This window comes from Microbacterium sp. LWO13-1.2 (assembly GCF_038397725.1).
Taxonomy (GTDB): Bacteria; Actinomycetota; Actinomycetes; order Actinomycetales; family Microbacteriaceae; genus Microbacterium.
This window is the reverse complement of the sequence record NZ_CP151634.1, coordinates 2,010,593-2,028,287: the sequence shown is the minus strand read 5'-3', so window position 1 is coordinate 2,028,287 and position 17,695 is coordinate 2,010,593. Positions and strand designations below refer to the sequence as shown.

At 67.8% G+C, this 17,695-nt stretch carries 16 protein-coding genes; 3 read left to right on the top strand and 13 right to left on the bottom strand.

The window, feature by feature from the left end; all coding sequences use genetic code 11:
• Positions 1–50: 50 nt before the first annotated feature.
• Positions 51–1,280, top strand: a complete 1,230-nt coding sequence (locus MRBLWO13_RS09450) for an ROK family transcriptional regulator (protein WP_341973740.1) — start codon at positions 51–53, stop codon at positions 1,278–1,280.
• A gap of 29 nt (positions 1,281–1,309) precedes the next feature.
• Here the strand turns inward: MRBLWO13_RS09450 and MRBLWO13_RS09445 are convergent, their stop codons facing one another.
• The 4 genes from MRBLWO13_RS09445 to MRBLWO13_RS09430 all read right to left on the bottom strand — a co-directional run bounded on the left by MRBLWO13_RS09445 (position 1,310) and on the right by MRBLWO13_RS09430 (position 6,993).
• Positions 1,310–3,196 carry a glycoside hydrolase family 13 protein gene (locus MRBLWO13_RS09445; protein ID WP_341973739.1) on the bottom strand — a complete coding sequence of 629 codons (1,887 nt, stop codon included), beginning with the start codon at positions 3,194–3,196 and terminating at the stop codon, positions 1,310–1,312.
• Positions 3,197–3,205: 9 nt separating this feature from the next.
• Positions 3,206–4,111, bottom strand: coding sequence for a sugar ABC transporter permease (locus MRBLWO13_RS09440; protein WP_341973738.1), 906 nt, complete (start codon positions 4,109–4,111; stop codon positions 3,206–3,208).
• Position 4,112: 1 nt separating this feature from the next.
• On the bottom strand, positions 4,113–5,717 hold the full coding sequence (locus tag MRBLWO13_RS09435; protein WP_341973737.1) for an ABC transporter permease subunit: 1,605 nt from the start codon (positions 5,715–5,717) through the stop codon (positions 4,113–4,115).
• Positions 5,718–5,784: 67 nt separating this feature from the next.
• Positions 5,785–6,993, bottom strand: a complete 1,209-nt coding sequence (locus tag MRBLWO13_RS09430) for a maltose ABC transporter substrate-binding protein (protein ID WP_341973736.1) — start codon at positions 6,991–6,993, stop codon at positions 5,785–5,787.
• A 187-nt stretch (positions 6,994–7,180) separates the two neighbouring features.
• Between MRBLWO13_RS09430 and MRBLWO13_RS09425 the strand changes: the two genes are divergently transcribed.
• A complete protein-coding gene (locus tag MRBLWO13_RS09425; protein ID WP_341973735.1) occupies positions 7,181–7,669 on the top strand; it encodes a YajQ family cyclic di-GMP-binding protein in 489 nt (162 codons plus the stop codon).
• A 25-nt stretch (positions 7,670–7,694) separates the two neighbouring features.
• Here MRBLWO13_RS09425 and MRBLWO13_RS09420 read toward each other — a convergent pair whose 3' ends face one another.
• The 6 genes from MRBLWO13_RS09420 to MRBLWO13_RS09395 form a co-directional block, all read right to left on the bottom strand.
• The gene (locus MRBLWO13_RS09420) at positions 7,695–8,342 is read right to left on the bottom strand and encodes a Pr6Pr family membrane protein (RefSeq protein WP_341973734.1); all 648 of its coding nucleotides are present in this window, start codon (positions 8,340–8,342) and stop codon (positions 7,695–7,697) included.
• Positions 8,343–8,413: 71 nt separating this feature from the next.
• The gene (locus MRBLWO13_RS09415) at positions 8,414–9,424 is read right to left on the bottom strand and encodes an alpha/beta hydrolase (protein WP_341973733.1); all 1,011 of its coding nucleotides are present in this window, start codon (positions 9,422–9,424) and stop codon (positions 8,414–8,416) included.
• A 50-nt stretch (positions 9,425–9,474) separates the two neighbouring features.
• Complete coding sequence (locus MRBLWO13_RS09410; RefSeq protein WP_341973732.1) at positions 9,475–10,848, bottom strand: FAD-dependent oxidoreductase; 1,374 nt, start codon at positions 10,846–10,848, stop codon at positions 9,475–9,477.
• A 26-nt stretch (positions 10,849–10,874) separates the two neighbouring features.
• On the bottom strand, positions 10,875–11,936 hold the full coding sequence (locus MRBLWO13_RS09405; protein ID WP_341973731.1) for a polyprenyl synthetase family protein: 1,062 nt from the start codon (positions 11,934–11,936) through the stop codon (positions 10,875–10,877).
• A gap of 45 nt (positions 11,937–11,981) precedes the next feature.
• Positions 11,982–12,701 (bottom strand): ubiquinone/menaquinone biosynthesis methyltransferase, encoded by a 720-nt coding sequence (locus MRBLWO13_RS09400; RefSeq protein ID WP_341973730.1) that lies wholly within the window; start codon positions 12,699–12,701, stop codon positions 11,982–11,984.
• Positions 12,698–13,267 carry a hypothetical protein gene (locus MRBLWO13_RS09395; protein ID WP_341973729.1) on the bottom strand — a complete coding sequence of 190 codons (570 nt, stop codon included), beginning with the start codon at positions 13,265–13,267 and terminating at the stop codon, positions 12,698–12,700. Before MRBLWO13_RS09395 ends, MRBLWO13_RS09400 begins: the two co-directional genes overlap by 4 nt.
• Before the next feature lie 57 nt (positions 13,268–13,324).
• On the opposite strand from MRBLWO13_RS09395, the gene MRBLWO13_RS09390 reads away from it, so the two are divergent.
• Positions 13,325–14,584 carry an isochorismate synthase gene (locus tag MRBLWO13_RS09390; protein ID WP_341973728.1) on the top strand — a complete coding sequence of 420 codons (1,260 nt, stop codon included), beginning with the start codon at positions 13,325–13,327 and terminating at the stop codon, positions 14,582–14,584.
• 142 nt (positions 14,585–14,726) lie between these two features.
• Here the strand turns inward: MRBLWO13_RS09390 and MRBLWO13_RS09385 are convergent, their stop codons facing one another.
• The 3 genes from MRBLWO13_RS09385 to MRBLWO13_RS09375 are packed head-to-tail and all read right to left on the bottom strand — an operon-like array spanning position 14,727 to position 17,646.
• Positions 14,727–15,581 (bottom strand): polyphosphate kinase 2 family protein, encoded by an 855-nt coding sequence (locus MRBLWO13_RS09385; RefSeq protein ID WP_341973727.1) that lies wholly within the window; start codon positions 15,579–15,581, stop codon positions 14,727–14,729.
• A gap of 53 nt (positions 15,582–15,634) precedes the next feature.
• Entirely contained in the window at positions 15,635–17,299 is a 1,665-nt protein-coding gene (gene menD / locus MRBLWO13_RS09380) for a 2-succinyl-5-enolpyruvyl-6-hydroxy-3-cyclohexene-1-carboxylic-acid synthase (RefSeq protein ID WP_341973726.1), read from the bottom strand.
• Positions 17,296–17,646 (bottom strand): PLD nuclease N-terminal domain-containing protein, encoded by a 351-nt coding sequence (locus MRBLWO13_RS09375; protein WP_341973725.1) that lies wholly within the window; start codon positions 17,644–17,646, stop codon positions 17,296–17,298. The genes menD and MRBLWO13_RS09375 overlap by 4 nt, the downstream gene beginning before the upstream one ends.
• Positions 17,647–17,695: the final 49 nt, after the last annotated feature.

The window sequence follows — 17,695 nt, the reverse complement described above, 5'->3', positions numbered from 1 at the left end:
TAGCTTCGGTAGCATTCGATTTCACCCGACCCAGAATCCTCGAGGACACCGTGCTCAATCCACCTACCGGCGCCAGCCCTCCCATCGGCACCGGCGTGGTCCGGGCCATCAACGCTCGTGCTGCACTCCGTCTGCTGCTTGATCATGGTCCGCTGACCCGACCGGAGATCGCCGCCAGCCTCGGCGTCTCCAAACCGACGGCTTCCCACCTCCTCTCCCAGCTGCGGGAGATGTCACTCGTGAAGAGCGACGGCAACCGCGACGGCGCGATCGGGCGCGCAGCCGAGTTGTTCAGCGCCGATGCGCGCATCGCCCACATGGCCGCGCTGGACGTGACCCCCGAGCGGATCGCGGCCACTGTGGTCGACTTCGCCGGCACGATCGTCGGCGAGTTCGAGCTGCCGACACTGTCGGACAAGACCCCCGATCCGGCGGCGGACGTGCATGCCGCCCTCGCCGGCGCCTGCGCAGCCGCCGGGATCGACCTCACCGATCTACGCCGGGTCGTCATCGGCATCCAGGGGGCGATCGATCCGACCACGGATCGCCTGCGATTCGCCGCACACATCCCCGGGTGGCAACGGGCAGGACTCTCCAGCACGATCGAGGCGCGTGTCGGCGTTCCGATCGATATCGAGAATGACGTCAACCTGGCCGCGATCGCAGAACGGGTGAGCGGTGCCGCCGAGGGCCTCGACAGCTTCGCGCTGCTCTGGGTCTCCGACGGGATCGGAATGGGGCTGATGCTGGGTGGCCGGCTCCATCGCGGGCTCACCGGTGGCGCGGGCGAGATCTCTGACATGCCCATTCCCGGTGCCCCCACCGTGCAGGAATCGCCGGAGTACGGCAGCAACGGGATGCAGGCTCTGGCCGGCGCACCGGCACTCGAAGAGGTTCTCCGTCAGCACGGCTTCACGGGCGACACGGTCACCGAGGCGCTGGCCGCGGCCGTCGACTCGGATGCCGAGGGCGCTGCAGCCGCGCTCGATGAGATCGCACGCCGCCTCGCCCTCGGCCTATCCGCCGTCGTCGCGATCATCGACCCGGAACTCCTTGTACTCGCCGGCTCCCTCTCCGCTGCCGGATCCGACCGCCTCCGCAGCCTGGTGCAGCACCATCTGTACGCGATCGTCACCGCGCGGCCGCCGGTGCTGCTGACGACAGTCGAAGGCAACCCGGTTCTCACGGGTGCGCTGTGGCTCGCCGTGACGGTCACTCAGGACGAGGTCCTGGCCTCGGTCAGCGGCGGCCAGAAGCAGCAGGTCGCGGCCGAAGACTGACCAGCGTTCCCCTCAGCGAACCGAGAAGGTCACGCCGGGAAGGTCACGCCGGGAAGGCTCCAGGCCGCGAACATCGGCCCCTCGGCGACGATGTCGACGGAGCCGTCGGATGCCACGGCGAGCGTCGCTTCGCCGAACAGTGCTTCGGCGGCCGCAGCGCCGAGGAGCGCACCCGCCGGAAGCCCGGCATCCACACCGCCCCTCGTCGCCAGCACCAGAACCGACTCGTCGGCCGACTCCCGAACGAAAACCACGGCCGCATCGTCGACGTGCAGCCACCGCAGCCCGCCCGTTCCCAGCACCGGATGCCCACGGCGGAGCGCGACCAGATCGCGGTACAGCGACAGCCGCTCGGCCACGTCGGGAGCGGTCTCGGTGCCCCACGGGATCGGCGTACGACTCGCCTCGCCGTCGACCCCCGTGAGACCGAACTCGTCGCCGGCGAACACGACAGGGACCCCCGGCATCGTCATCGACAGCCCGACCGCCACCGGCACCGTTCCCGGCGCGGCGTTGGTCGCGAATCGGCCGGTGTCGTGCGTGTCCAGGGGCTGCATGTTCCCCTGGCGCACCCGCCACGGGATGCCGGCAGTGAACCGCGTGACCGCGTCGACGAAGTCGCGCGCCGTGTACCGCGGGATGCCGCCGATCGGCATCCCGAAGAACCAGGGCACGGTTTCCTCGCCGCCCTGAGCATTCAGATACGGCTCGAGGTTCGGCTCGCTCAGCCATCCCCAGAGGGGACGGGTGAAGGACGGGTAGGTCATCGCCCCGTGCCATCCGTCGCCCTGCAGATCGCTCGCCGCGTCGTTCGTCGACTCCCCCAGCAGGATCGCATCCGGGTTGATGCCCAGGATCGTCTCGCGCAGCAGCCGGCGCACTTCGGCGTTGAGATCGATGTCGCCGAGGCGTCCGGTCATGTTGGCCACATCGACGCGCCAGCCGTCGGCGTTGTACGGCGGCTTCAACCACTTCGCGACGATCGAGTCGTCACCGGTGATGAAACGTTCGCGGAGTTCTTCGGACGCCCAGTTGAACTTCGGCAGGCTTCTGGCGCCCAGCCAGCACTCGTACTCGGTGTTGCCCTCGTCGGTGAAGTAGTAGAAGTCCTCTTCCGGAGCTCCCGGGTGACCGAAAGCCGCACGGAACCACTCGTGGCGGTCTCCGGAGTGGTTGCTGGTGAGGTCGCCGATGACGCGGATGCCGCGCGCATGCGCTGCCTCGACGAGGCGGATGTAAGCCTCGTCGCCGCCCAGCATCGGATCGACGGCGTCGAAGCGGGACGCGTCGTAGCGGTGATTCGAGGCGGCGGGGAACACCGGGGTGAGATAGAGCAGGTTGACCCCGAGACCGACGAGATGATCGAGCTTCTCGGTCAGGCCGTCGAGGTCGCCGCCGTAGAACTGGGTCGCCCGCGCCGGCATCACAGGGTCGACGGGGTCGTTCCAGGCAGCCGGCAGCGCCCAGTCCGGGGTCGGCCGATCGTCTGCCCTCGCTGACCGCGCGAAGCGGTCGGGGAACACCTGATACATCACGGACTCATGCAGCCAGGCGGGCGGCGCCGAGTTCGCGACGAGCGCGAAGTCCTCGGCATCCAGGGTCTCCAGGCGGTGGACGCCCGTCTGATTCAGCCATTCGAGCGTGCCGTCTACGTGCTCCATCGCGAAGCGATAACCGTGGCGCGGGTTGCGCACCGTGATCGGCGCCTCCCACCACTCCCAGCCGTCGGCGATTCCGATGCTGGTTGCGGCCGTCCACTCCGGCTCATGGTCGGGGTTGGATCGGGTGCGGATGTCGGCGATCGGCCCGTACCCCGCCGGAACCCGCAGGCGGACGGTGACGACGTCGCCGAGCCGCGGTGCGTCGTTCGAGACGTGGAGCGGCGACCCATCGTGATGGGGCAGCAGAACAGTCATGAGAAGCTCCTACTTCACGGACCCCGCTGTCAGCCCGCCGACGATGTACCGCTGCAGGAAGAGGAACAGGATCATCACCGGGATTGCGGCCATGACCGCGCCGGCCGAGAACGCCGACCAGTCGGCGTAACGCGGATTCGCGACGAGCTTAGTAAGACCGACGACCAGCGTCTGCTGTTCGACATCGCCGAGGATGACGCTGGCGATCACGTATTCGTTGACCGTGCCGATGAAAGACAGCAGTGCGACCACCGCGAGGATCGGCGCCACCAGCGGCAGGATCATGGTGAAGAAGATCCGCGCGTGCCCGGCGCCGTCGATGCGCGCCGCCTCGTCGAGCTCCATCGGCAGCGTGTTGAAGAAGCCGTACATGAGATAGGTGTTCACGCCGAGCGCGCCACCGAGGTAGACCAGGATGAGGCCGGTGTGCGTGTTCAGGCCGATCGCCGGAAACCAGTCCCCGAGGGTCGACATGAGCAGGAAGATCGCGACGACGGCGAGCAGCTGCGGGAACATCTGCACGACGACGATCGTGACGAGGCCGATACGACGGCCGGCGAAGCGCATGCGCGAGAAGGCATATGCGGCCAGCGCGCCGATGAAGACGGTCGCGCCGCCGGTGATGACGGCGATGATCAGCGTGTTCAGGAACCACAGCCCGTAGGGGTTCTGCGGATCACTGAGGATGCGCACGTAGCTGTCGATGCCGATGGCGGAGAACAGCCGGTTGGATCCGGTCAGCGTGCCCTTCGGGTTGAGCGAAGCCGACAGCACGTACAGCAGCGGGAAGAGCGCGAACGCGCTCACCACGATGGCGACCAGGTGGCGCCATCCGGTGTCGGCGAACCAGGCGCCGAAGCTGCGGCGACGCGGGGCGAGGCGTTGCTCGACGGTGGCGGGGCTGGAAGTGCTCATATCAGTTCAGCTCCTCGAGGGCCTTGGTCTTGCGGAAACTGATGACCGAGATCGTCGCCACCACGATGAAGATCAGGATGGTGAAGGCGGAGGCCAGACCGTAGTCGCGATTCTGGCCGGTGAAGGCCACCTTGTAGACCATCGAGATCAGGATGTCGGTGTGCCCGACGGGGATGCTCACGTCTTCGAAGCGCGGCCCGCCCTTGGTGAGCATGTAGATCAGGTTGAAGTTGTTGAAGTTGAACGCGAACGACGAGATCAGCAGCGGGGCGACCGTCACCAGCAGCAGCGGCAGCTTGATGCGACGGAAGACCTGCCACGGGTTGGCGCCGTCCATGACGGCCGCCTCGTTCACATCCTCGGGGATGCCCTGCAGCGCGCCCATGCAGACGAGGAACATGTAGGGGAAGCCGAGCCACAGGTTCACGAGCAGCACAGACACCTTGGCCAGGGCCGGGTCGGTGAGCCACGGGATCTGCGCTCCCCCGAAGATGACCTGATTGATGAAGCCGAAGCTCTCGTTCATCATGCCGGCCCAGACGAGGGCGGAGAGGAACGCCGGGAACGCATAGGGAAGGATCATGATGATCCGGTATCCGTTGCGGAATCGCATCCGCGTGTTGTTGAACACCAGCGCGAGCAGGAGGCCGAGGAAGAACGTGGTCGCCACGGAGAGCAGGGCGAAGACAAAGGTCCAGACCGTCACCGAGATGAGCGGTCCACGAATCGATTCGTCTGTCACGGCGCGGACGAAGTTGTCGAAACCGACGGTGGTCTGCCAGCCGGGAAGCATCTCGGTGCCGTCTTCGGCGGTGAATGCACCGGACCCGACGTCGGAGTACACGACGTCGTCACTGGTGTCGGTGATGGTGTCCGCATCCGCGTCGTACTCGAGCGTCGAGACGTAGAGGTTGCCCTTCTGCCCGTCTGCCGCTCGGAGGCTGCCGTCGTTGGGGTCGTCGCTGAACGGCACCGCGAGGTTCTCCAGCTCCTCGGAGAGGGTGAAGACGGTCGCGAGCGGCAGTGTGGTCCAGCCGTCGACGGAGACGGCCTGCCCGCCTTCGAATTCGGCGTCGACCTCCTGGAGGGGCTGCTCGTTGGTACCGAGCAGAGCGTCACCCGTTTCCGGGTCGGTGGCGAGAAGACCGTAGGTGCCGAACTGCTCGACGACCTTGACCGGGTAGGTCGGCGAGTCCTCGACGCGCTCCTGAGACTTGGCGAGGAGCGCGGAGATCGCCTGATCCTTGGTGCCGTTGTGCCCGGTGCCGTAGTTCGTGAAGCCGATGTAGCCCGTGTAGACGAGCGTGAACACCTGGAAGATCAGCAGGAAGATGATGCCGGGCGTGAGGTACTTCGCCGGCACGCGCTTGCGCGAGAAGTAGATGTAGTTGACCAGGACGGTGACGGCGACGACGAGGCCGAGGAGCACCCATTCCTGATGGCCGAAGAGGACGAAGACCGCGTAGAGAGCGATCGCGTCGACGACCGCCAGCAGCAGGATCTTCAGCAGCATCCAGCCGATCGGACCGGATGCGGCCTCGGCGATCTGTGCGGCCTGGCGCTGCCTCTTGGTGGGAGGCGCCGTGGTCTCAGTGGTGTCTGTCATCTCGTCCCCGTCGTGGTTCTGCCGGGGCGGGCGATGATCGCCCGCCCCGGCAGGGGTGGTGGAACCGTTACTTGATGGCGGCCGTCACGTCGTCGACGAGCTTCTGCCACGTCGTCGCCGGGTCGGAGCCGTTGATGATCGCTGCCTCTGCGACGCCCCAGAACTGCCAGACCGAACCCATCGCGGGGATGGCCGGCATCGGGACGGCGTCGGCGCCGACGGACTGGAAGCCGGCGATGATCGGGTCGGATGCCGCGGAGTCGGCCGCAGCCGTCAGCGCGGGCAGGACGTTGCCGGCCTTGAACAGCTCGAGCTGGACGTCCTCGGTGCCGATGTAGTTGACGAGGAAGTCGTTCGCGGCGACCTTGTTCTTGGACTCGGCGCTGACGAAGAAGCCCTTCACGCCGGCGAACGGCGAGGCCGCCTCGCTGGTCGGGCTCGGCACGGGGTCGATCGCCACGTTGATGCCGGCGTCGACTGCTGCGCCGACGTTCCACGGGCCGGTCAGCCAGAAAGCCGCCGTGCCGTCGAGGAACTGCTGCTTGGCGATCTCACCGTCGACATCGGTGTTCAGCGTGCCTGCCGCACCCTGAGCTGCGAGCCAGCTGGCGAAGGCCGTGCCACCCTCGCTGCCGAGCTGCAGGTCAGCGGAGTCGTAGCTGCCGGACTCGTCCGTGCCGAAGACCGGAGCACCGAAAGCCGTCTGGAAGGGGTAGAGGTGGTACGGGTTGCCCTCGGCGCCCTGCTCGACGACGAACTTGCCCTTCGAGATCATGTCATCGAAGCTGGTCGCTGCCGCGGGGACGAGGTCCGCGTTGCGGAGCACCGCGATGTTCTCGACGGCGTAGGGGAGCATGTAGACGGTTCCGTCGTACGTGGCTGCCTGCACAGCGACAGGCAGGTAGTCGGATGCGGAGTCGCCGAGCTCGAGCGGAGCGACAACGCCGTTCGTGGACAGTTCGCCCAGCCAGTCGTGCGCTCCCATGACCACGTCGGGGCCCTTGCCGGTCGGAACCTGCTGGATGAAGTCGTCCTTCATGTCATCGACGCTCTTGCCGACGAGTTCGACCTTGACACCGGTCTTCTCCTCGTACGCGTCCGCGGCGCCCTGCAGCGCGTCCACGCGCTCGGCGTCGACCCAGACGGTCAGCGCGCTGGCCTTGTCTCCGTCGGATGCGCCGTCGTCGCTGGATCCGGTCGAGCAACCGGCGAGCGTCAGAGTCGAAATCATGGCAATGGCGCCGAAGGCGACGATGCCCCTCTTGTTCACCTTCATTGGTGTATGCCTCTCTCAATGCTGGAAGCCTGCGTTTACTGCAAGCGCTTACAGTATGCAATGAAAGTCGACAGAGAAGCAACGCCCGATGGGCGTCGATATCGATCCGTGACCCAGCTGCTGGGCGCCCGGGCTGTGCAAGCGCTTCCAAAATTCCGTTGCGCCCGCTGATCGGTAGAATGGGGGCATGGCTGACAGCTCCTTTGACATCGTCTCGAAAGTGGACCACCAAGAGGCAGAGAACGCCCTGAATCAGGCCCGCAAGGAGATCGAGCAGCGCTACGACTTCAAGGGAACCGGCGCGTCCATCGCGTGGAGCGGCGAATCGATCCTGATCATCGCGAACACCGAGGAGCGCGCCAAGGCCGTCCTCGACGTGTTCCAGACGAAGCTCATCAAGCGCGGGATCTCGCTGAAGAGCCTCGAGTCCGGTGACCCCTTCGCCAGCGGCAAGGAGTTCCGCATCGTCTCGACGATGAAAGACGGCATCTCCTCCGAGAACGCGAAGAAGATCGGCAAGCTGATCCGCGACGAAGGCCCCAAGGGCGTGAAGAGCCAGATCCAGGGCGACGAGCTGCGCGTGCAGTCCAAGAGCCGCGACGATCTGCAGGCCGTGATCTCGCTGCTCAAGGGCGCGGATCTCGACGTCGACCTCCAGTTCATCAACTACCGCTGACCCCGAGTCAGCCGGTGACGACGCGCTAGGGCTTCGCCTTGCGCATCCGGCTGACGGCGAAGACGAGCGCCGCCACCACGATGATCACGACGAGGATCGCGACGCAGTAGATCGCGACGGTCCCATAGCCGGTGGCCGGGTCGAGGAACGGGTAGGGCACCCAGCCGTCGGTCGCTCCACGGATGAGGACCACGGCGATCCAGACCGCCGGGTAGATCAGCGCGACCCAGAGCTGCTTCCACGGCAGAGCTGCGCGATCGCCGAAGAAGACCCAGTCGACCGCGGCGTAGATCGGGAACGCGACGTGGAGCACCCAGTTCGCCCATTCCAGCGAGACACCGCCTTCCAGGCCGGTGAGCAGAGTGTTGTAGACGATGCCCACGACCACGATGTAGGTCGTCGCGCACGCGCGCGCGAGCACGAGCCCCGGCTTCTGCGTGCGTCCGGTGAGGGTTGCCACGGCCGCGAGCAGCAGCACGACAGCGGTGATGATGTTGCTCTGCATGGTGAAGAACCCGAAGAAGTTGAACGGGTTGATCGTGGCCCGGGTCGCCGTGTCGAAGAAGGTCGCGACGATCGCGGTCACCACGAGGGCGACGACGGCGAGTCTCAGAATCGCGAAAACGGTCGCGCGGGTTCTGATCGGTCGCGTCGAGGTGTCGGTCATCGTCATCGCATGCTCCTGCCGTCCGGTTCCGCCGAGGAACTCATGCGCATCGTATCGGGTCTCCTCAGCCGCGCAGGCTAGCGACGAGCGGCGACCCACCCCTTCGCCCAACGATCGAGCCGGACGTAGGCGTCTTGCCTCGCATCACGCCGGGAGAGGAACACGTCGTGCAGCGCGCCATCGATACGCTCCACCGTGACCGAAGACCCGAGCTTGAGCGCGGCTCGCGCGATGTCGTCGACGACGAGCACGGTGTCGGCCGAGGTGAGATCTTCTGACCACCGCGTCGGCGTCGCGCTGCGCGCCGAGAGCAGCGTGCAGACCGGAGCGTCGATCGCGAGACCGGCGTCGACCGCCTTGTGCCCGCTGAGGATCGCATGCAGCCATCCGGCGTGCACGGCCATCGTCTGCGCAGGGCGCCACAGCGGATTCACGTCCATCGGGTCATCCGGGTCGGCGACCTCCTGCTGCGCACGGGTGTAGAAGCCGAGATCGACCTGGGGTGCGACGTCGAGTGGACGCAGCCGCGCCTGCAGCTCGACCATCGGCGCGATGGCCGCCCTCGCCGGTGCGATCTGGAACTCCAGCCACGGACTGTTCAGGATCACGGCGTCGGCGACTCCGCGATGGCGAGATGCCCACAGGCTCAGGATCAACCCCCCGGTCGAGTGCCCGAACAGCACCAGTCGACGACCGGATGCCCCGGCATCCGTCCCGCGTCCCATGGCTTCCAGCGCCGCCGCGATGTCCTCGTCGTAGGTGGCGAGGTCGGCGATGTATCCCGGCGTCTGACCGTCGCGCAGGCTGCGGCCGTACTTGCGCAGGTCGAGGGCGAAGAAGCGGGCACCGCGTGATGTCCAGAACCGAGCGAGTGTCTTCTGGAAGAAGTAGTCGGACCAGCCGTGCACGTACAGCACGTCGACACCGTCGAGCAGACGTCGCTGCCCCTGCAGGCGCTGCCACCAGGTCGCCTCGACCGGCAGCGCACGCACGAGCGTCGCGACGACCGGCCCTTCGGTGTCGTCGTCGAGTTCGAGCGTCAACTGCTCGAACTCGTCCCCGAGCACATCCGGAATCCAATCGGCCATGCCGCCAGGCTAGCCGTCCTTCGTCCGGCTGACGCTCAGGCCGCGGCGCGCTACTCGCCGCGAGAGATGCGCACCATCTCGTCGCGCGGTACGACCTTGACGCGCGCCCGCTCCTCGGGTGCCCCCAGGGCGACCTCGTGCTCGTCGAGGCGATGCCAGCCCTGAAGGTCGGTCCACTGCACGCCACGCTCCGCCAGCAGTGCCGGGATCGCCGCCTCCGACGGCTCCTCCGGGTGCCACCAGGAGCCCTGGTCGTTGATGATGTGACGGACGGTCTCCATCGCGTCGGACTTGGTGTGGCCGATCAGTCCGACCGGTCCGCGCTTGATCCAGCCGGTCGCGTAGATGCCGGGCACACGCTGGTTGGAGTCCTTGGCGAGCACCTGTCCCTCGCGGTTCGGGATGACGCCGTGCTTCTTGTCGAAGGGCACACCGGGAAGCGGGGATCCGAAGTAGCCGATGGCCCGGTACAGGGCTTGGATCGGAACCTCACGCATCTCGCCGGTTCCGACGGCAGCGCCCTCATCATCGGGCTGCGTGCGCTCGTAGACGAGTGCGGCGACCCGGCCGTCTTCATCCGTGCGGATCTCGACTGGACGCGCCCAGAAGTGCAGGTGCAGGCGACGGGATGCCGTGCCACCGGCGTTGTTCACCGAATCGCGCTTGCGCCACGACTGCAGGACGCGGTCGATGACCATGACCTGCTTGTTGCTGGCGACAGCATCCTTCGAAGCCTCGTCGTAGTCGAAGTCCTCGTCGTAGACGACCATGTCGACGTCGCGCAGCTCGCCGAGCTCGCGCAGCTCCAGCGGGGTGAACTTCACCTGTGCGGGGCCACGACGTCCGAAGACGTGCACGTCGGTGACCCGACTCGCCTTGAGTCCCTCGTAGACGTTGGCCGGAACCTCGGTGACGAGCAGGTCTTCGGCGTGCTTGGCCAGCATCCGGGCGACGTCGAGGGCGACGTTGCCGTTGCCGATCACGGCGACCGACTCGGCATCCAGCGGCCACTCGCGCGGCACATCGGGGTGGCCGTCGAACCAGCTGACGTAGTCCGCGGCGCCGTAGGAGGCGACCGCGTCTACTCCGGGGATGTCCATCGACGTGTCCCGGATCGCGCCGGTCGCGAAGATGACGGCGTTGTAGTGCTTCTTGAGGTCTTCCAGGTCGATGTCCGTACCGAAGCGGACGTTGCCGAAGATCCGGATGTCGCCACGGTCGAGCACGTCGCGAAGGGCGTTGATGATGCCCTTGATCCGGGGGTGATCGGGGGCGACGCCGTAGCGCACCAGGCCGTACGGCGCCGGAAGCTGCTCGAAGAGATCGATGGAGACGTCGAACTTGCGCTCGGCCTTGAGCAGGATGTCGGCGGCATAGATGCCTGCCGGTCCCGCCCCGACGATGGCCAGCCTGAGCTTGGTCATGGGGATCCTTTCGTCAGCAGCCGCGTTCAGCTCGAGCGCTCTGCGAGAGTTTCGGCGAATCGGGTGAGCGCATCGCGCACCGGGCCCTGAGGCAGCGGTTCGAGGGCCGCGACCGCATCCCTGGTCCAGGTGTGGGCGAGCTCGAGCGTCTTCTGCGTCACCGCATGATCGCGCAGTTCCGCCAGCGGGCCGTCGAGAATCGCGGCATCCGCGCCGTCGGCGATCAGGGCGACGCCCTCGTCGATGCGCGTGGCGAGAGCACCGGCAGCGGCATCCGACTCGGCCTTCAACAGCAGATACGGCATGGTCGGCACACCTGCGCGCAGGTCGGTGCCTGGGACCTTGCCGGTGTCCTCGGGCTTCGCGGACAGGTCGATCACATCGTCGAGAAGCTGGAAGGCGACGCCGATCTTCTCGCCGTAGACGCGCATCGGCTCTTCGAACTCGGACGGCGCGTTCGAGAAGATCACGCCGGCCTGCGTCGCGGCGGCGATCAGCGAACCGGTCTTGTCCGCGAGCACCTGGATGTAGAAGGCGATCGGATCGTCATCGGGCTGCGCGCCGATGGTCTCGTGCATCTGACCGAGCACCAGACGTTCGAAGGTGTCGGCCTGCAGCCGGATCGCGCGATCGCCGTGCCTGGCCATGAGCTGGCTGGCGCGGGAGAAGAGGATGTCACCCGTGAGGATGGCGACGCTGTTGCCCCATACGGCGTGCGCCGCCGGTACGCCGCGACGACGATCCGCGCCGTCCATGACGTCGTCGTGATAGAGCGAGCCGAGGTGCGTCATCTCCAGCGCCTTGGCGATGTCGATCACGGCGTCGGTGTTGCCGTCGCCGAGCTGCGCGGCCAGCAGCGTGAGCACGGGGCGGATGCGCTTGCCACCCGCCTCGTAGAGATAGCGGCTGGCGGCATCCGCCAGGGAGTCCGCGACGCGGAGGTCTTCAGCGAGACCCGTCTCGACCAGTTCGAGGCCGGTCTCGATCGTGTGGGCCACGCGGCGGGCGGCACGACCGATGAACACGCGGTCGCTGAAGCCGAGTCGGCTCGCCAGGCGCGAACCCGGGGCGGCGGGGCTCGAAGTCACGTCTCTCAGCCTACCTTCGTCGCGTGCACCGTTTGCGCGCGGTTCCTACGCGGGCTTCGTGGCACGGTGCAGAGCCACGATTCCCATGGCGAGGTTGCGGTACGCGACGTTCGTCCAGCCCGCCTCGCGGATCCACCCGGAGAACTTCTTCTGGTCCGGCCACTCGCGGATCGACTCGTTGAGGTAGTCGTAGGCCTCGCCGTTGGTGCCGGCGACGCGGGCGACCCGCGGCAGCACCTGGTCGTTGTAGACGCGGTAGGCGAAGCGGAACAGCTTGCCGGGAGGCGTGGAGAACTCGTTGATGACCAGTCGGCCACCGGGCTTCGTCACCCGCAACAGCTCGGCGAGAGCCTTCTTCGGGTCGTTCACGTTCCGCAGTGCATACGACATCGTCACGGCGTCGAACTCGGCGTCACCGAACGGGAGGTTCGTCGCGTCGGCCTCGACGAAGGAGAGATTGCGCATGCTGCCGTGGCGGCGCTTCGCCTCGGCGAGCATCCCCGGCGAGAAATCAGCGGCGACGACATCGGCTCCGCTGCGAGCGAGAGACGCGGACGACGATGCGGTTCCGGCGCCGAGGTCGAGGATGCGCTCCCCCGGCTTCGGCGCGACAGCGCGGGTCGTCGCGGCACGCCAGAGCGCGTCATTGCCGAACGTCATCGCGATATTGGTGCGGTCGTAGCCCGCCGCGACCTGGTCGAACATCGCACTGACGCGGGCGGGGTCCTTGCCGAGGTCCGGGCGATTGGGCTCGTTCGGGGTCATAGGTCGAGTTTAGGCGTCGGTGCCAGTGCGAGAGCTTCGAGACGGTCGAGCCAGACGTCGGGGACCGCATCGCCGAAGGGCGGATGCTGCGCACGGACGCGCTCCTCGAGGTCGAGCGCGAGCGCCTCGAGGTGCGTCATGACCTCGGCCGGGTATCCGTAGCGGATGCTGTGCTCCGCCCATTCGTCACGGTCATCGACCCAGGTGCCCCGCTCTCCTTCGACGCGCACGACGTCGAGATCCATGTCGATCCCCGTGACGAGCAGCGGATCATCCGACCAGCGGATGTCCCAGCCGAGGTCGATGTAGATTCGCATCCGCTTGGGGTGATCGCGATTGACGGTGAGGGCGAAGTCTCCGGCTGCGGGCACCAGGGTGACATTCGGGGTGGCCGCGATGAAGGATGCCCCGGGGCGGGCACTGCGCCAGCCGGTCGGCTGCCCGAGCCAGTCCCCCCACTCGTCGGAGCCGAGGTACACGCACTCGTGCCGCCAGTGCGCCGAGCCGTCCCATTTGCGCCACTGCATGATCATCTCGGAACCGGGCTCGGGACGACGTGCACTCATGGTTTCACTCTAGGCATCTCGGCAAGTCGACTCACCGCGGCGGAATAGGCTGGACGCGTGAACACCACTCACCTGGTCGTGGAGACACGGGAGATCGATCCGGTCGAGGACCTCCTCGCCTTCGCGGACCCTGCCCGTCCGCTCGCCTGGCTTCGCCGCGGCGACGGGATCGTCGCCGCGGGCTCCGCATCCCCGCTCGTGATCCGCGTTCCGGCGGACTCCGGCGCTCCCCGTTCGCAACTGATCGCCGAAGCCTGGCGGGATGCCGCGGCATCCGCTCAGATCGACGACCCCGTCGGCCTGCCCGGGTCCGGACTCGTGGCCTTCGGCGCGTTCGCGTTCGACGAGGACTCCACCGCCGACAGCGTGCTGGTCGTGCCCTCGTTGCTCTTCGGCCGGCACCGCGGGCGCTTCTGGCGCACGCGGGTCCGCTCGTCCGCCGGCGAGTTCGTGGCGGACCAGGGCCTTCGCACCTACGGCCCGCACTGGGCGGGCACGGTCGGCCCCGGTCTGCAGACTCCGCAGGACTACCAGGAGTCGGTGCGTCAGGCTCTCGCACGCATCACGGCCGGCGAGCTGAGCAAGGTCGTGCTCGCGCGGGACCTCACCGGCTCGATCCCGAGGGGCTCGGACCTCCGCCGACTGGTGCGGGCGCTCGCGACCGAGTATCCCGACACCTGGACGTTCGCCGTCGACGGCCTCATCGGCGCAAGCCCCGAGACCCTCGTCACCGTGAAGAACGGCACGATCACCGCCCGGGTGCTCGCCGGCACGATCGGCCGCGGTGCCGACGCGGATGCCGACACGGCTGTCTCGGCATCCCTCGCCTCCAGCGACAAAGACCTCGACGAGCACCAGTACGCCGTGCAGAGTGTGCTCGCCTCACTCCGCCCGCACACCCGCGCTCTGGCCGCGAGCGAGCAGCCCTTCCTGCTGAAGCTGCCGAACCTGTTCCACCTCGCGACCGACGTGGAGGGCGAGCTGTCGGACGGCGAGTCGGCCCTCGACCTGGTCGGCGCACTGCATCCCACCGCTGCCGTCGCCGGCACGCCGACCGCAGCGGCGATCCAGGCGATCCGGGAGCTCGAGCCCTTCGACCGCGGGCGCTACGCCGGACCGGTCGGGTGGGTGGATGCCGCGGGCAACGGCGAATGGGCGATCGCGCTGCGCTGCGCCCAGTTCGACACCGGCGACGATGGCGACGCGATCGGCGTCACGGCGTACGCCGGGGCGGGAATCGTCGCGGGCTCGGACCCGGAGACGGAGCTGCTGGAGACCCGGGTGAAGTTCCGACCGCTCGTCGACGCCCTGGCCTGACCGGCAACTCTCGGTCGTTGAGCGAGGAGCGCAGCGACGAGACGAAACGCGCTTATCCAACGTCAGACGCCGGTTGGGCACGTTTCGACTCGCTCCGCTCGCTCAACGACCGGGGAGAGAGTGGAATCATGGACCGGCGCGGTCAGCTGGCGGCGAGGCGCTTCTTCTCTGCCTTGACGTCGTAGTCGGCGACGGGCCACTGCGGGTCGATGTCCTGCAACGCGCTGAGCAGCAGCTCCTGCACCGCGAGGCGTGCGTACCACTTGTGGTTCGCCGGCACGACGAACCACGGCGCAGCATCCGTCGCCGTCCGTTCGAAGACGGTCTGGTATGCCGCCATGTAGTCCGACCACCGCATCCGTTCGTCGACGTCGCCCGGGTTGTACTTCCAGTGCTTGTCCGGACGGTCGAGTCTCTCCATCAACCGTTCCTTCTGCTCATCCGGTGAGATGTGCAGCATGACTTTGATGATGCGCGTTCCGGATGCCGCCACGCGCGCCTCGAAGTCGTTGATGGCGTCGTACCGGCGTTCGATCTCCTCGTCGGGAGCAAGGGCGCGGACGCGGCCGATCAGCACATCCTCATAGTGCGAGCGGTCGAAGACGCCGATGAATCCGTGCGCCGGCAGGCGCTTCTCGATCCGCCAGAGGAAGTCGTGCGCCCGCTCTTCGTCGCTCGGCGCCTTGAACGCCGTGAGCAGCACACCCTGCGGGTCGACTCCCCCGACGACGTGCCGGACGATGCCGCCTTTGCCCGCGGAGTCCATCGCCTGCAGCACCAGCAGCACGGCATCCGTCGTCGCGCCGACGCGGCTCTCGGCGAACAACCGCTCCTGCAGAGCATCGAGCTCCGTGACCCGCGCCGCGAGTTCTTTCTTGCCTCGGACCTTGTCGCCGTCGAATCCCGGGGTGCTGTCCGGATCCACGTCGGCGAGCTGGAAGCCCTCACCCACGCGGAGGATGTCGGCGGGCTCTGTCGTCCAGCTGTGCACAGTCATGACCTCATCCTGCCGAATACCGCCACGATCCGGCAGTCCCGCAGGGGAATTGCTCAGCGGGCCAGGGGGACCTCGATGAGCTGGCGGCCCCCGTACGGGGTCGTCAGCACCTGATCCAGCGCCGTCCGAGTCGTCACGCGCTGGTACTCCCAGCCGTAGGCGAGCGCGAGATTCTCCAGGCGCACCGTATGCGGAGTGTAGAACGCACGGTCGAGGTCGGCGCGGGGCGCGGATGACGCCACCTCGAGTCCATCGAAGATCGTGCCGCCGCCGTCGTTCCCGACGATCACCTGCAGACGCGGCTCGGCCTCGTCCGGTGGCAGCAGCAGCGCGCCGACGTCATGCAGGAAAGCGAGATCGCCGAGCAGCACCCGCGTGACGCCGGGTGCTCCGTCGGCCTGACTGGCGAGGGCGATGCCCGTCGCCGTCGCGATCGTGCCATCGATGCCGGCGAGCCCGCGGTTGGCGTGCACCGGCACCTTCTTGCCGCCGAGCACGGCATCGGCGACGCGCACAAGTCGCGAGGATCCGAACACGAGCCGGTCGTGCGGCCAGGTCGCCCGCCACACCGCGTCGACGAGCAGTTCCCGGTCGAGCGGGCGGCGCACGGCATCCAGTTCGGCCTTCACCGCATCGCGGCGGGTGGCGAAGTCGGCCGACGCGAGGCCGTCCGGGTCGGGTGCCCGCTCGCTGAGGTCGACGGCTGCCGCGGCCGACGCTTCCAGCCACGCACCGAGCCAGGCGCGATCCGGCGCCCCGTCCTCGATCGAGACGGACGCGACCGCGCGCGTGCGGTGGTTGAGGTTCAGCGCCTCGCCGCCGCGACGGATGGCGATGACGTCGACATCGGATCGGGAGAGCAGCCGCGCGACCTCGCGGCTGAGCGTGGGATGCCCGAAGACGACGGCCCGCTCGATTCGTCCGCCCAGGTCGTCGTCGCTCAGCAGCGCTCGATAGCCGTGCACGACTTGACGGCCGTACCGCGCTCCGCTGACGACCTCTGCGATCAGCGGCCAGGACCCGGTGTGCGCGATCTCCTCGGCATCTGGCCCCGCGTCGGCACCGGCGATGACGACGGTACGCGGACCGCGATCGAGCAACAGCGGCTCTTCCGCTGGCGGTCGGGGAGCCTGCCCCGGCGAGACCTCGATCTCGGGCAGGACGCCGGACAGCGGCTCCCGCGAGGGGAGATTGAGGTGCACGGGGCCGGCGACACCGGGGAGCCCGTTCTCGACCGACGCCCCCATCGCGGCGGCGACCGCCAGCCCGGCCAATCCGGTCCACTCCCCGTCGCCGGGAACCGCGGCATCGATCGCCGTCCGCACCCACGGGTCGAAGATGCCGGGCTGAATCGTGGCCTGGTTCGCCCCGACCCGGCGCAGCTCGGGTGGCCGATCGGCGGTGAGCAGGAGCAGCGGAACGCCGGCGTGGAACGCCTCCATCACGGCCGGCAGCAGGTTCGCCACCGCCGTCCCCGATGTACAGAGCACGGCGACCGGAACTCCGGTCTCGCGCGCGATGCCCAGCGCGGTGAACCCGGCGACTCGTTCGTCGATGCGGACGTGCACCCGCAGGGTGCCCTCGCGGGCGAAGTGCATGGCGGCGAGGGCCAGCGACTGCGAGCGCGAGCCGGGTGAGAGCACGAGATCGCGGACGCCGTGCCCGATGAGGTCCGCGATCAAGGATGCCGCAGCATCCGTCGCGGGCGACGAAGTCACGGGCGCGGTTCCGGCGTCGGGCCCTCGTCGGTCTCGTCGTTCAGGCGCGCGAGGTCTTCCTCGAGCTGCTGGATGCGGGCATCCTGCTCGGTCTTGTTGATGCTGCGCAGGAACGCGGGGTCGTCATCCGGCGGGATGTAGACGACCGCGCCGTTGTCGTTCGCGCGGCGACGGCCGATCACGAACCAGAGGATGCCGCCGATGACCGGGATGAGGACGACGATCGCCAGCCATGCGGCCTTGGACACGCCACGGTGCCGCGTCGCCGGCTGCACTGCGCAGTCGACGACACTGAACACCCAGAACACGGCGGCGAGGACGCCGCCGATGATCAACAGTCTCACCACCCCTCCAGTCTAGGCGTGCCTGCGTCGCCGGGATCGGGCGTTGACAATG